Source organism: Xanthomonas sp. NCPPB 1067, assembly GCF_020783795.1.
Lineage (GTDB): Bacteria > Pseudomonadota > Gammaproteobacteria > Xanthomonadales > Xanthomonadaceae > Xanthomonas > Xanthomonas melonis.
In genome coordinates this window covers 1-13,990 of the sequence record NZ_JAJGQG010000008.1, presented here as the reverse complement: position 1 = coordinate 13,990, position 13,990 = coordinate 1, and the positions used below count along the sequence as shown (strand labels likewise).

Genomic DNA, 13,990 nt, shown 5'->3' with positions numbered 1-13,990 from the left:
GAGAGGGATTGGTGACTCGAAATTACTGTAGAACTCCCACTTTAACTTTTTTAAAACTAAAATTATTTTTAAGTCTGAGGAGGTGTTCTGTAATTGTTTTACTTTTCTTTATGGTCTCTGAGTATATAAGCTCAATTTGAGTGCGGCTCAGCTTCTTTGTAGAAACAAGATCAATAAGCGATACTGGCCCCAGTTCACTCCAATCACTCTCGTACAATGGATACGATTTTTTTTTCTCAATTTCCTGAATTGTATAACTGTGCAGCGTCGCCCAGATAAAAAAGGCGATGTCCTGATTGTATTCATCAGATACAAATCCAATCTGCTCGTGCCGAATAGCTGGCGCTAAAACTTCTCTCGCATATTTGAATGGCCGGTCACATGAATTGCTCGATGCCAGGATGGCTGTAGCCCATCCTAAGCTCCTTGCATGAGTTGATCTTGCGATAGGATATTTAATTCGAAATTTACTAGACATCTTCGCGTCCCAAGGCTTTCTCCGTAATCTCTGTAATGGATTTAGTCATCTCTGGGGCTTTTTTGACTAAGAAACACCATTCGTCGATTGAAATGTGCTCATTAGCATCTGACACCACTATTCCGGTGGATGGGCAGTAGTGATGAGTGATGCCATCGATACTGCCAACTTGTGTTGGCCAAGCAGCTCTAGGGCTGAACGCTACTGCAGCCTCAGAAAGCATCATTTGAGAATATCTATTCAAGTCATCGTTGCTTAGTGAATGGCTTTTGATGCATTTGTTCATCTCAGTAGAATTGAGCTTCTTAAAAAAGGCTGTACGTCTGACGCTGGTCGTGACCAGTGCACGAAATGCGTTGTTCTTTGGTATGCCAGAATCTATGGCATGAGCTACATATGCATTGGAAAGGGCGCGTAGATCAGAAATTAGAGAGTTGTTTAGTGTCTTGAATTTTGTAACAGAGAAGTTGGCGTTGTCACAGCCGATAGCTTCTGAACAAAGAATTGCAAGGTCTAGAACGGATTTGCTGGGATGCTCAAAAAAACAGTCGGCGTTGGGGTTTGTTTGGTTAAAAACTGCTTTTGCAATGTGGCGCGAAATATTTACAAGATGGTGAATTATCGCCCCAGAGGAGCTTGTGACAAATGCTTCGTCGAATCCTAGTAGGTAGCAGAAATTCTTCATCAAGTTTTCTTCGTAGGTCTTATCAAAATAGCTTGTGAAATAGTTATAACCTCCATTGGCATTGAATTTTCCTGAACTATGCAACTCGGCGCTGTGGCAGATATTTTTTATGGATTCAAAAAGATAACGATTCTCCCCCCAGAAACCAAATACAAAGTTCGACGTTGTAGCAAAGCTCGGGAGGTGATCAATAGATCCAAAGTCCATCCAGCCCCCATCGATACAAGAATTAGAACCGGTTAAAGCTCCGTGCATGATGCGTCTTACTTTGGCGGCGGCATACTGTTCTGCCTGTTTCACGGCGAGATTGATAAGTGAATCTAAGAAGTTCTTAGGAAAAATATTAGATTTCGTATCAATTCGTATGTCTAGGTGGCCAGACGCAAACGTCTCAATAGCTGCTTTAACACGTAACGAGTCGTGGTCTATAACGTACCCGTCACGAGGCTTGAAATGGAACGCTCTTTCTAGATATGCAATTCTAGTTGTCGATTCCCTTATTGTTGCGTAACGCTGATCAGTATGACTAGACTTCTGATTTGTCTTATCAAGACTCATGACTGCAACAACATCCGGCGAACCGTGGGGCAGCGCAAGTTGCAAAACTTTAGACCATATGAATTCGCGAACCGCTTCGATGAGGCCCATTGAGCCTGTGGAATACGACGAAGGTGTACTACGTCCTCCAAGTGGGTTTACACCAATTCCTTTTATTTGAAAACTGTCTGTCAGGGCGCATCGTGCACCGCCGCCATTGTTGAATATTCCATGGCCCCCATATCTTTCAGCGTAGAATTTTTTTTCTTTCCCTTGGCCGTTTATGGCGTAAGCGTAGTTTTTCAGGAGTTCATCATCACTCACGCCATCTGGTGATGGGTGAGATAATATTATTTTTGCTGAAGGGCATTTCCTCATATTGAATGGAACCTTCAATTCGTGAGGAATTTTATCAACGGAATAACGCATTTTAAATTCCTTGTCGGCGCTAATAGATTTATAGGTTTTTTGAGCATGACTCGATGGAGTTCAGCGGACCTTGTCAACTATTTGATCGCAATGAGAAGGGCGGCTCCTCCTGCTTAAAGGAGAGCCTCATCTGAAGTAGGATGGAGATCGGAAAAATCATAGGTTTAAATGGTTACAGTTCTCGGCTCATTGAGAATCCAAATCTTGAGGTACGCTTATTGCCTGACTCGAGAGAAAAGTCCGCAGCGACGCTGATCTCATTGGACATCCAAGTGTCCCAGGCCGCTGATGAAGTAGCTTTGCTGCCGGAAAAAGCCAACACCGGTATTGAGATTGAACTATACAAGGACAGCTCCACCGTTCTGCACACCGCGGTGTTCATTTGCGTAACGGTCTCATTTCGGAACTCAGGGCATCATGCCGCCTGCTGTCTCCGATCGCTGGTCATCCTGATAACGTAGGGTTTCCTAGACATCTCAATGACATGTGAGTCGCCTCATAAATTGCCAAGGGGTAAGCAATGTACGTCTTAAGCGATCTCGTCGCGTTAGCATCCGATCGCGGGGGATTCGGGCTGTGCGAGATGAGCCTAGTTGCGGCTCCAAGAATCAGCGCGGACCCAAGCAAGCTTGGTCAACTATGCTTACATAACGCTTTATCAGTACAGTCCGGCAGTTGGCGGCCGATGATCAATTCCAACTCGTTCTTGCCTGGCAGTTCCACCATCACCGGCACGCTCTCGACATCATCGGTCTGGCGCATCGCATTGCCGCTGCGCGACAGCCGCGCTACCACCTGCACCTTGTCCAGCGACGACAGCGTGCGCGTGGGCATCGGGCTGTCGCCGTCGTCCAGGGTGATGGTCAGCGGCAGTTCGCTGAGGGCGTGTTTTTCCACCGCCACCGGCATCGGCGTGTCGGCGGCGCGGGCGATCACGAACACGCTGGTGTCGCCGGGCAGTGCGGCGCGTTTGGCGAATTCGGCATCCAGCGTCACGCGCACCTGGATACGTTTGCTGTTGGCTGCATCGGCGGCAGGCGCAGCCGGCGTCTGGATAGGCGCCAATCCGACCTCCTTTCGCGCAGCGTTGATCTGTTCGAGCAGGCCGGGGCGGGTGTCGGCATCGACCACGCGCAGCAGCGGTTCCCAGGTCTGGCTGGCCTTGGCCGGCTCACCTGCCTGACGCTGCACCACGCCCAGGAACCAGCGTGCGCGCTGGTGGTCCGGCTGTACGGTGAGCGCATGTTCGAGCAGGCGCATCGCCTGCGGATCCGGGCGCCCGCTATCGTCGGCGAGCATGCGCGCCTGCGCAGCAGCCACCAGCACGTCGGGTTCGTCCGGCCGCAGCGCCACCGCACGCGCAAAGGCATCGCGTGCCTCGGCAAACTTCTGCTGGCTGGACAACGAGCGCCCCAGCAGCACCCAGCCTTCGGCCTGGTCGGGATTGCGCGCCAGGGCGGCACGCAGCTGCACGATGGCCTCGTCCAGCGTGCGTGGCGTGTCCGGGCGGTTGGCGGCCAGCTCGATCGCGCCCGGTGTGCCCACCAACCAGTACAGCGCTACACTGGCTGCCAGCAACAGCGCCGCCATGCTGGCCGCCAGCCCGCGCGTCTGCCGCCACAGCGGCCACAACGCCACGCCAAAGGCCAGCAGTGCAACGACCACCACCGCAATCACGAAACCGACCATCACCACTCCTGCTCGTCGGGCGGCAGCGTGGGTGCGGCGGCGCTGCGGCGGCGTACCAGCATCACGACCGCCGTGCCGCCCAGCAGCAGGACCAGCAACGGGCCAAACCACAGCAACCAGGTCCGCGATTCCACCTGCGGCCGGTACAGCACGAATTGCCCATAGCGCGCGACCAGGAACTGGCGGATCTGCGCATCGCTGCGCCCCTGCTGCATCAGGGCCAGCACCTCGCGGCGCAGATCCTGCGCGATCTGCGCATTGGAATCGGCCAGCGACTGGTTCTGGCATTGCACGCAGCGTAGCTCGGCGGTCAGGGCGTGGAAGCGGGCTTCTTCGGCGGCGGAGCGGTACTGCAATGGCGCATGGTCGCCGACCGGCTGGGACAGCGCCAGCCAGGGCAACAGCAGCAACGTCAGCAGCCAGGCGCGGCTCATGGTTTGGCGTGCAGGTCCGGTGCGGCAGCGGGCGAACGTTCGATCGCGCTCAGCGCCGGAATCAGCTGGGTATCGATGATGGCCTGGGTGAGCATGCCGCTGTACTTCCAGCGCACCACGCCGCGCCCGTCGACCAGGAAGGTTTCCGGCGCCGCCGCAATGCCGAAGTCGATGGCGGTGCGGCCGTCGGTGTCGGCCACCACCAGCAGATACGGGTTGCCCAGTTGTTCCAGCCAGCGCAAGGCATCGCTGCGCTCGTCCTTCCAGTTGTAGCCGATCACCCGCACCCGCTTGGTCAGCGCAAACTTGCTCAGCACCGGATGTTCCTCGCGGCAGGCCGGGCACCAGCTGCCCCAGACATTGATGATGTACGGCGCACCACGCAGCTCGCGGGCATGCACCACGATGCTGGGGTCGTGCAGCAAGGACAGCGCAAATTCCGGCGCCGGCTTGCCGATCAGCGCCGAGGGCAGGGCATCGCGATCGCCCTGTCCGGAGCGCACCACCGCATAGACCAGCAGTGCCGCCAGCGCGAGCAGCAGCACGATGGCACCCACGAGGACCGCGGTGGGCAGGCGGGGCGAACGTGACTCAACCATCTTGGATCTCCGCAGAACGACGAAAACGCCGGTCGGCCGCGGTGACCAGGCCGCCCAGCGCCATCAGCAGCGCCCCCAGCCAGATCCAGCGCACGAACGGTTTGAGGTGGACGCGCACCGCCCAGGCCTGGTTGCCCAGCGGTTCGCCAAGGGCGACGTACAGGTCGCCGAACGGACCGGGACGGATCGCCGCCTCGGTCAGGGTCTGCCCGCCGCTGGCGTAGCGGCGTTTTTCGGCATGCAGCATGCCAACCGGCAGATCGTCCTTGAACACCTGCAGGTTGGCGCGGTCAGACAGGTAGTTCGGCCCGCGCAGTGCTTCCAGGTTGTCGAAGTGCAGGGCATAGCGCCCGATCTGCACCTGCTGGCCAGGGGCCAGGGCGACTTCGCGTTGCAGGCTCAGCGACTCGACCAGCAGCGCGCCGGCCAGAAATACCGCCACCCCCAGATGCGCCAGCGCCATGCCCAGCATCTCGGCGGTGAATCGCCGGCCCTTGGCCGCGCGGCGCGTCCACAAAAAGCGCAGCGTGCCAAGCAGCACCCAGGCTGCACCGGCCACGCCGATGGCCGCCTTCCATTGCCCCTGCGGCGCCATGCACCAGGCCAGCACGCCTGCAGCCAGCGCCAGGCCGGCCCACGGCGCCAGCAGCGCCAGCGGCCGCGAGGCCTGTTCGCGCTGCCAGCGGGTGAGCGGACCGAACGGCAGCAATGCCACCAGCGGCGCCATCAACACCACGAACAAGGTGCCGAAGTACGGCGGGCCCACCGACAGCTTGCCCAAGCCCAACGCGTCGGCCAGCAGCGGGTACAGCGTGCCCAGCAATACCATCGCGCAGGCGCAGGTCAGCAGGAGGTTGTTGAGCAGCAGCAGCGTTTCGCGCGAGCTGCCGGCGAACGCGCGGCGCGGGTCGTCGCCGGGCGCCAGGCGCGGCGCGCGGAGCGCGTACAGCAGCAGCGAGCCGCCCACCACCGCCAGCAGGAACACCAGGATGAAGAGGCCGCGCGACGGGTCGGCGGCGAACGAATGCACGCTGGTCAGCACGCCCGAGCGGACCAGGAAGGTGCCCAGCAGCGACAACGCGAAGGCGGCGATCGCCAGCAGCAGCGTCCAACTGGCGAAGCTGCCGCGCTTTTCGGTCACCGCCTGCGAATGCAGCAGGGCGGTGCCGACCAGCCATGGCATGAAGCTGGCGTTTTCCACCGGGTCCCAGAACCACCAGCCGCCCCAGCCGAGTTCGTAATACGCCCACCAACTGCCCAGCGCGATGCCCACGGTGAGCATCGCCCAGGCCACATTGGTCCAGGGCCGGGTCCAGCGCAGCCAGCGCGCGTCCATCCGCCCTTCCAGCAGCGCGGCGATGGCGAAGGCGAACGGCACCGCGAAGCCGACATAACCGCAATACAGCATCGGCGGGTGGATGATCAGGCCCGGGTCCTGCAGCAGGGGATTGAGGTCGGCGCCTTCCGGCGGTACCGGCAGCAGGCGCGCGAAGGGATTGGAGGTGAACAGCAGGAAGGCCAGAAAGCCCACGCTGATCAAGGCCATCACCCCGAGCACGCGCGCCACCACCTGCGCCGGCAACTGCCGCGACCACAGCGCCACCGCGCCGGTCCACAGCGCCAGCACCAGCGTCCACAGCAGCAGCGAGCCCTCGTGCGCCCCCCATACCGCCGAGTAGCGGTAGATCACCGGCAACAGGCTGTTGGAGTTCTCGGCCACATAGCGCACCGAAAAGTCCTGCACCAGGAACGCATGCGTCAGCAACGCGAAAGCTGCGGCGATCAGACCCAATTGCACCAACGCCGCCGGCCGCGCCACCGCCATCCAGCTGGCATGCCCGCGCTGCGCACCGGCCAGCGGCAAGGCGGCCTGCACCAGCGCGACCAGCAGGGCCAGCACCAGCAGGAAGGTGCCGAGCTCAGGAAGCATGGGGGGCGCGGGTGGAGCCGGGACCCGGGACCCGGGACCCGGGGCCCGCAACAGCGGTACCCGGGGTGCGGCGGGTGTAGAGGGTGCATACGATCGAGCGTCGGCTGAAGGCGTCGTGGAGCTTTGGGTGAGTCTCGGGACCCGGCACCCGGGACCCGGGACCCGCAACAGCGGTGCCCGGAATATTGCCCATACAGCCGACGGATGCGATCGAGCCTCCGCCGACGGCCTTTGGCTTTTCCCGGGTCCCGGGTCCCGGGTCCCGGGTCCCGACATCTCTCCCCCTCACTGCATCCCCTCCACCCGATGCTTGCGATGCGCGCTGCCCATCTTGTCGGCCACTTCCTTGGGCATATAGGTCTCGTCGTGCTTGGCCAGCACGTCTTCGGCCACGAACACGCCTTGCTGCATGCGGCCGGTGGCCACCACCGCCTGGCCCTCGCGGAACAGGTCGGGCAGGATGCGGTCGTAGCGCACCGGCAACTGCGCGTCGCCGTCGGTGACGCGGAACCGCGCTTCCAGCGAGCCCGAGGCGCGCTGGAACGAACCCTTCTCCACCATGCCACCAAGCCGGAAGCGCGCATGCTCGCCGGCATCGCCGCGCAGCACTTCCGACGGCGTGTACAGGTAGGCCACGTTGCGCTGCAGGGCCATCGCCACCAGCGTGGTCGCCAGCCCGCCGGCCAGCACCAATGCAATCACCAGCCACAGGCGGCGGCGCCGTTGCGGATTCATCGGCTCAGCTCCGCATCGCTGGGCAGGGTGCGCTTGCGCTCGCGCAGGCGGCGCGCCTGGGCGGTCTTCAATGCGCGACGCACCTGCCAACGGCCGGCGATCAGGTCCCACAGCAACACCAGCACGAATACGGCGTAGGCGGCGATGACATACGGCAGATAGCTCATGCGGCAGTGTCCTGCGGCTCGCGTACGATCCAGGCCTTGCCGGCTTCGCGGCGCAGGTTGTCCGCACGCGCACGGGTAAGCAAGGACCCGGCGAACCAGAACTTGGTGCCGATCACCATCAGCCACAGCGGCAGCAGCATGCTGGCATCGATGGTGGAGGGGCCGAACAGGCGGATGCTCTGGCCCTGGTGCAGCGAATTCCACCACACCACCGAATAACGGATCACCGGCAACAGCACCACGCCCACGATCGCCAGCAAGCCAGCCGCGCGCGCCGCCTGGCGACGGTCGTCGATGGCATGGTACAGGCCGATCACGCCCAGATACAGGAACAGCAGGATCAATTCGGTGGTCAGGCGCGGGTCCCAGTCCCACCAGGCGCCCCACATCGGCTTGCCCCAGATGCTGCCGGTGAGCAGGGTGATCACGGTGAACGCCGCGCCGATCGGCGCGCAGGCCATGGCCAGGATCTCGCAGACCTTGATGCGCCAGATCAGCGCGATGGCTGCGTAAACCGCCATCAGGCCGAAGACGAACAGGCTCATCCACGCGCTGGGCACGTGGATATACAAGATGCGGAAGCTGTCGCCTTGCTGATAATCGGCCGGCACCGCGAACAAGGCCTGCCAGATCCCCGCGCCCAGCAGCAGTGCGGCCAGCGCGTAGCACCACGGCGCCCAGCGCGCGGTAAAACGGTCGAAGATCGGGGGCGAGGCGAGCTGGTGGAACCAGCGGACGGCGAAGTTCATGCGATGGCGATGGCTCTTGGCATGGCAATGGCTCTTTGCATGGAGACAGCTTTCGGTACGACACCGCTTTGCGACTTACGGTGTCCCATCAATGGGGCATCTGCAACCTCGCTCAGCTGAGCGAGATCCGGATCGCCGCCGCCGCCGCCAGCGGTGCCAGCACGATGCCGATCACCAAGCCTGCGCCCAACAGCAACAACGCGCCCACCGCATCCTGTCCTTGCCCGCTGGCCGCCACGCTGCCGGCGCCGAACACCAGCACCGGCACGTACAACGGCAACGCCAGCAACGCCACGAGAATACCAGAGCGTTTCATGGTGACGGTCAGCGCTGCGACCACGGCACCGAGCAGGCTCAGAAGCGGTGTACCCAGCGCCAACGATGCCAGCAGCACCGGCAATTGGTCATGCGGCAGGTGCAGCAATTCGCCCAGCAACGGTGTCACCGCGATCAACGGCAGCGCGCTGGTGGCCCAGTGCAGCAGCACGCGTACGGCGATCAACCAGGCCAGCGGCACCGACGCCAGCAGCCATTGCTCCATCGAACCGTCTTCCACGTCGCTGCGGAACAGGGCATCCAGCGACAACAGGCCGGCCAGCAGCACCGACAGCCACAGCACCGCCGGCGCGGCCTGGGCCAGCAGATCGGGGCGCCCGCCCAGTCCAAGCGCGAACAGCACCACGATCAGCAGCGCGAACAGTGCCGGCTGCAGCGCGTCGCTGCGGCGGCGCCACAGCAATTGCAGATCGCGTCGCAGCAGTGCGCGGGCGGCCTGCAACAGGGACGGCTGTGACGACGGCGTGCTCATGCCGCGGCCTCCAGGGTGAGCATGCGGGTGCGCACCGGTGGCGCGGCGTAGGCGCCGTGGGTGGTGACCAGCGCCGCGCCGCCGCCGCGCAGGTGTGCGGAGATCATCCGGTTGACCAGGGTGATGCCGTCCAGGTCCAGGTTCGCGTAGGGCTCGTCCAGCAGCCATAGCGGCGCCGGCGAGAGCCACAGCCGCGCCAGGCCCAGCCGCTTGCGCTGCCCGGCCGATAGCTGCCGCACCAGGGCATCCTCATAACCGGCCAGGCCCACGATCGCCAGCGCATTGCCGGGCATCTGCTTGGCGCGGCGGCCATGCAGCCCGCACAGGAAGTGCAGGTTTTCCAGCGTGCTGAGGTCGGCCTTCAGGCCGGGCAGGTGGCCCAGGTAGGCCATGAAGCGGCTGCGGTCGCTGCGCCGCGCGGTCTTGCCGTCGATCTGGATCTGCCCACGCTCCACCTGCAACAGCCCGGCCAGTACCCGCAGCAGCGTGGTCTTGCCGGCGCCGTTGTCGCCTTGCACCAGCAGGGCTTCGCCGGCATCCACGTGGAAATCCAGCGGGCCGAACACCGGCTCCTCGTTGCGGCTGAAGGCCAGCGCGTGCGCCGCCAGCAGCGGGGGCGCAGTGTGCAGCGGTTCGATCATCGGCGCAGCGGACTCCCGTCGCAGGACGGCATGGGGTGGGCGAGCGGGGGCATGCCCTCGCGCGCGCGACCGACATGCCACGCGAAGGGCAGGGCGCGCATTGTAGCGACGATGGCCGCCGCCGGGGGCGCATGCGCGCGGCGTGATGTGTCCGGGAACGCTGTTTTGCACGGCGCCTGGCGCACCGGCCGGGCCGCTTTGCGTACACTCGCGGTCCCCCGATTGCTGACCGGACCGGCGCGATGCCCCTCACGACCAAGCTGCCCAAGGTGGGCACCACCATCTTCACCGTCATGTCGCAGCTGGCGGCCGAGCACGGCGCGGTCAACCTGGGCCAGGGCTTTCCCGATTTCGCGGTGCCGCAGCGGCTGGTCGACGAATTGACCAAGGCCATGGCGGCCGGCCACAACCAGTATCCGCCCATGACTGGCGTGGCGGCACTGCGCCAGGCCATCGCCGGCAAGGCGCAGCGTTGCTATGGCGCCCAGGTCGATGCCGACAGCGAGATCACCGTCACCAGCGGCGCCACCGAGGCGATCTTCAACGCCATCCACGCCGTGGTGCGCGCGGGCGAAGAGGTCATCGTGCTGGACCCGGCCTACGACTGCTACGAGCCGGCGATCGACCTGGCCGGCGCGCGCGCGGTGCACGTGGCGCTGGATCCGCAGACGTTCGCGGTGGATTGGCAGGCCTTGCGCGCGGCGATCACGCCGAAGACGCGCCTGCTGATGATCAACTCGCCGCACAATCCCTCCGGCGCGATGCTTTCGGCCGACGACCTGCAGGCGCTGACCGACCTGCTGCGCGGCACCGACATCTTCCTGCTGTCCGACGAGGTCTACGAGCACATCGTGTTCGACGGCCGCCGTCACGAGTCGGTACTGCGCTGGCCGGAACTGCGCGAACGCGCCTTCGTGATCTCCAGTTTCGGCAAGACCTACCACTGCACCGGCTGGAAGATCGGCTACGCCATCGCGCCGCTGGCGCTCACCGCCGAATTCCGCAAGGTGCACCAGTACAACACCTTCACCAGCTTCGGTCCGGCCCAGCACGCCTTCGCTGCGATGATCCGCGACGAGCCCGAGCACGACGAGCAACTGGGCGCGTTCTACCAGGCCAAGCGCGACCGTTTCCGCGAGCAGTTGCTGACCACCCGCCTGACGCCGCTGCCGGTGCCCGGCGGCTATTTCCAACTGGTGGATTACTCGGTGATCAGCGATCTGCCCGATACCGAATTCGTGAAGTGGCTGACGATCGAGAAGGGCGTGGCCGCGATTCCGTTGTCGCCGTTCTACGAGAATGCCCCGGCTGGTCAGCGCCTGGTGCGGCTGTGCTTTGCCAAGAACGATGCAACGCTGGATGCGGCGATCGAGCGTTTGCAGCAGCTCTGACGAGCTGGGATTCGGGAGTGGGGATTCGGGATTCGTAACGGCGGTTGGCCGTTTGTTGACGAGTTCGCAGAATGCCTGATGACAGGAAGCTACCCGAGACCCGCCGTTCGAATCCCCACTCCCGAATCCCGAATCCCGAGCCTTCAATGACCGACCTTCGCATCTCCCTGATCCAAGGCGATACCCGCTGGCACGATCCGGCCGGCAATCGCGATTACTACGGCGCGTTGCTGGAGCCGTTGGCCGGGCAGACCGATCTGGTGATCCTGCCGGAGACCTTCACCAGCGGGTTTTCCAACGACGCCATCGACAAGGCCGAAGGCATGGACGGGCCGACGGTGGACTGGGTGCGCACGCAGGCGGCGCGTCTGGGCGCGGCGGTGACCGGCAGCGTGCAATTGCGCACCGACGAGGGGGTGTTCAATCGCTTGCTGTGGGCCACCCCCGATGGCGCGTTGCAGTCCTACGACAAGCGGCACCTGTTCCGCTTCGGCAACGAACACCTTCGCTACGCGGCCGGACGCGAGCGTCTTTGCGTGGAATGGAAGGGGTGGCGGATCAATCCACAGGTCTGCTACGACCTGCGCTTCCCGGTGTTCTGCCGCAACCGCTTCGATGTTGAGCGCCCGGGTCAGCTGGATTTCGACCTGCAGCTGTTCGTGGCCAACTGGCCGTCGGCACGTGCCTACGCCTGGAAGACGCTGCTACGCGCCCGCGCGATCGAGAACCTGTGCTTCGTCGCCGCCGTCAACCGCATCGGCGTGGACGGCAATCAGTTGCACTACGCCGGTGACAGCGCGGTGATCGATTTCCTCGGCCAACCGCAGGTGGAAATCTGCGAGCGCGAGCAGGTGGTCACCACCACCATCAGCGCAACCGCGCTGGCCGAACACCGCGCCCGCTTCCCCGCAATGCTGGATGCGGATAAGTTCGGGATTAGGGATTAGGGATTAGGGATTCGGGATTCGTAAAAGCCACTGCGGCTCAGGTGCCAGCGTGCCTGTTGTTACCAATCCCCAATCCCCAATCCCGGCTACTCACCCACCTCGATCTCATAGATCTTCGGCCAGCGCTTGCCGGTGACGAACAGGCGGTCGTGTTCGGCGTCGTAGGCGATGCCGTTGAGGACATCGTTGCTGGGGTCGGTCAGTGTGTCGGGGTCCGGCACCAGTGCCTTGAGGTCGATCCAGGCGATGACCTTGCCGCTGGCCGGGTCGATGCGTGCGATGCGGGTGGTCAGCCAGACATTGGCCAGCAGCTGGCCCTTGACCCATTCCAGCTCGTTGAGATTGTCCAGTGGCCGGCCGCGTGCGGTGACGGTGATGCTGCCGGTCTGCTTCAGGCTCTGCGGATCCAGCTTGCGGATGCGCGCGCTGCCGTCGCTCATGTAGATGGTGTGCGCATCGCTGGTCAGTGCCCAGCCTTCGCCGGGGTAGCTGAACTGCGCGCGTGGTTGCAAGGTGGCCAGGTCGTAGATGAAGCCGCGCTGGTTGCGCCAGGTCAGCTGGATCAGCCGGTCTTCCCAGGCCACGATGCCTTCGCCGTAGTAGGGCAGCGGCGTTTCCACCTGCTGCAGCACCCGGCCGGTCTCCAGCTCGACCTTGCGCACCCGGGACTGGCCCAGCTCCCCGGTGCTTTCGTAAAGATGGCCGTCGCGAAAGAACAGGCCCTCGGTGAAGGCGGTGGTGTCGTGCGGATAGCTGCGCACCACGGTATAGCGTTGGGTGGGAATCGCATCGGCGCACCGTGCAGACGGCGGCAGCGCCAGGAGGGCGGCGAACAGCAGGAGGGCAGGGCGTGACATGCCGCCATGATCCCATGCCATGGGCGCGGTTTGCAGCGGCCGCTGCGTCGTGGCGGCAGCTAATGCTGCGCTGAACGGCATCGGCGCCCATGCCCGGGCGTTGTCGCGACTGCTACATCGGCGCTGCTAGTCTCGCGCCACTTCCACCACCGGCAACGCATCCATGCTCAAGTCACTGTCTCTTCTCGCGCTGCTTGGCGCGGCAACGCTGGCTCCACAGGCGCAGGCCGCCGGCAATATCGATTGCCAGCTTTCGTTCAACCTCTCCGGCTGGTCGGTGTTCTACAAGACCGCCAGCGGCACCGGCACCATCAAGTGCGACAACGGCGCGGTGATTCCGGTCAAGATCTCCAGCAAGGGGGGCGGGCTGACCGTCGGCAAGTCGAAGATCACCGGCGGCCGCGGCACCTTCTCCGGTGCGTACAGCCTCGACGATCTGTTCGGCACCTACGCCGCTGCCGAAGCGCACGCGGGCGTGGTGAAGTCGAGTACCGCACAGGTGGTCACCAAGGGCGATATCTCGCTTGCGCTGGCCGGCACCGGCGAAGGCGTGGACCTGGGCGTCAATGTCGGCAACTTCGTGATCGAGCGCCGCAAGTAAGCCGTTTCATCAGGAGCGCGCGTCATCAGGAGCGCGCGCGCCTCCGATCGCGCGTGTTGCGATGACGCGGCACCTGCCGATTGCCCGATGCCACGATCGTCGAGCCGAATGTGCAGGCAACCTTGCTGCAGGCCTGGCTGGTGGCACGCAACCTGCGGTCACGCCGCCGGCAGGCGCAAATGAAAACGGCCCTTTGCAGGGCCGTTTTTTATTGCAGGTCTCCGCCGCCAGGACTTAGCGACCGCGATTGCCGCCACCGGGCGGGCGACGGTTGCCACCGCCCGGAGGCCGGCCGCCCGGGCCGCGCGGTGCG

General features: G+C 63.1%; 15 protein-coding genes. 3 read left to right on the top strand and 12 right to left on the bottom strand.

Annotation, left to right across the window (positions count from 1 at the left end; translation table 11 throughout):
* Window positions 1-22 precede the first annotated feature (22 nt).
* The 11 genes from LL962_RS08405 to ccmA all read right to left on the bottom strand — a co-directional run bounded on the left by LL962_RS08405 (window position 23) and on the right by ccmA (window position 9,881).
* Window positions 23-478 (bottom strand): hypothetical protein, encoded by a 456-nt coding sequence (locus LL962_RS08405; RefSeq protein WP_228316567.1) that lies wholly within the window; start codon window positions 476-478, stop codon window positions 23-25.
* Window positions 471-2,129: a hypothetical protein gene (locus tag LL962_RS08400; protein ID WP_228316566.1), complete on the bottom strand. Its 1,659-nt coding sequence runs from the start codon at window positions 2,127-2,129 to the stop codon at window positions 471-473. Before LL962_RS08400 ends, LL962_RS08405 begins: the two co-directional genes overlap by 8 nt.
* A gap of 633 nt (window positions 2,130-2,762) precedes the next feature.
* Entirely contained in the window at window positions 2,763-3,818 is a 1,056-nt protein-coding gene (locus LL962_RS08395) for a tetratricopeptide repeat protein (protein WP_228316565.1), read from the bottom strand.
* Window positions 3,818-4,252 carry a cytochrome c-type biogenesis protein gene (locus tag LL962_RS08390; protein ID WP_167395286.1) on the bottom strand — a complete coding sequence of 145 codons (435 nt, stop codon included), beginning with the start codon at window positions 4,250-4,252 and terminating at the stop codon, window positions 3,818-3,820. The genes LL962_RS08395 and LL962_RS08390 overlap by 1 nt, the downstream gene beginning before the upstream one ends.
* Entirely contained in the window at window positions 4,249-4,851 is a 603-nt protein-coding gene (locus LL962_RS08385; RefSeq protein WP_228316564.1) for a DsbE family thiol:disulfide interchange protein, read from the bottom strand. The genes LL962_RS08390 and LL962_RS08385 overlap by 4 nt, the downstream gene beginning before the upstream one ends.
* Window positions 4,844-6,781, bottom strand: a complete 1,938-nt coding sequence (locus tag LL962_RS08380; protein WP_228316563.1) for a heme lyase CcmF/NrfE family subunit — start codon at window positions 6,779-6,781, stop codon at window positions 4,844-4,846. Before LL962_RS08380 ends, LL962_RS08385 begins: the two co-directional genes overlap by 8 nt.
* A gap of 285 nt (window positions 6,782-7,066) precedes the next feature.
* On the bottom strand, window positions 7,067-7,516 hold the full coding sequence (gene ccmE / locus LL962_RS08375; protein WP_104586980.1) for a cytochrome c maturation protein CcmE: 450 nt from the start codon (window positions 7,514-7,516) through the stop codon (window positions 7,067-7,069).
* Window positions 7,513-7,683: a heme exporter protein CcmD gene (locus LL962_RS08370; protein WP_104540234.1), complete on the bottom strand. Its 171-nt coding sequence runs from the start codon at window positions 7,681-7,683 to the stop codon at window positions 7,513-7,515. The genes ccmE and LL962_RS08370 overlap by 4 nt, the downstream gene beginning before the upstream one ends.
* Window positions 7,680-8,432: a heme ABC transporter permease gene (locus LL962_RS08365; RefSeq protein ID WP_228316562.1), complete on the bottom strand. Its 753-nt coding sequence runs from the start codon at window positions 8,430-8,432 to the stop codon at window positions 7,680-7,682. The genes LL962_RS08370 and LL962_RS08365 overlap by 4 nt, the downstream gene beginning before the upstream one ends.
* 112 nt (window positions 8,433-8,544) lie before the next feature.
* Complete coding sequence (ccmB, locus tag LL962_RS08360) at window positions 8,545-9,240, bottom strand: heme exporter protein CcmB (RefSeq protein WP_104586982.1); 696 nt, start codon at window positions 9,238-9,240, stop codon at window positions 8,545-8,547.
* A complete protein-coding gene (gene ccmA, locus LL962_RS08355) occupies window positions 9,237-9,881 on the bottom strand; it encodes a heme ABC exporter ATP-binding protein CcmA (RefSeq protein WP_104586983.1) in 645 nt (214 codons plus the stop codon). Before ccmA ends, ccmB begins: the two co-directional genes overlap by 4 nt.
* 242 nt (window positions 9,882-10,123) lie before the next feature.
* Here ccmA and LL962_RS08350 point away from each other — a divergent pair, with 242 nt between their 5' ends.
* Both LL962_RS08350 and LL962_RS08345 read left to right on the top strand, forming a co-directional pair.
* Window positions 10,124-11,272, top strand: a complete 1,149-nt coding sequence (locus LL962_RS08350) for a pyridoxal phosphate-dependent aminotransferase (RefSeq protein WP_228316561.1) — start codon at window positions 10,124-10,126, stop codon at window positions 11,270-11,272.
* A 146-nt stretch (window positions 11,273-11,418) separates the two neighbouring features.
* Window positions 11,419-12,219: an amidohydrolase gene (locus LL962_RS08345; protein ID WP_228316560.1), complete on the top strand. Its 801-nt coding sequence runs from the start codon at window positions 11,419-11,421 to the stop codon at window positions 12,217-12,219.
* Window positions 12,220-12,305: 86 nt separating this feature from the next.
* On the opposite strand, the gene LL962_RS08340 is transcribed toward LL962_RS08345, so the two are convergent.
* Window positions 12,306-13,076 carry a glutaminyl-peptide cyclotransferase gene (locus LL962_RS08340; protein WP_228316559.1) on the bottom strand — a complete coding sequence of 257 codons (771 nt, stop codon included), beginning with the start codon at window positions 13,074-13,076 and terminating at the stop codon, window positions 12,306-12,308.
* 163 nt (window positions 13,077-13,239) lie between these two features.
* Here LL962_RS08340 and LL962_RS08335 point away from each other — a divergent pair, with 163 nt between their 5' ends.
* Complete coding sequence (locus LL962_RS08335) at window positions 13,240-13,677, top strand: hypothetical protein (protein ID WP_228316558.1); 438 nt, start codon at window positions 13,240-13,242, stop codon at window positions 13,675-13,677.
* The last annotated feature ends 313 nt before the right edge of the window (window positions 13,678-13,990 follow it).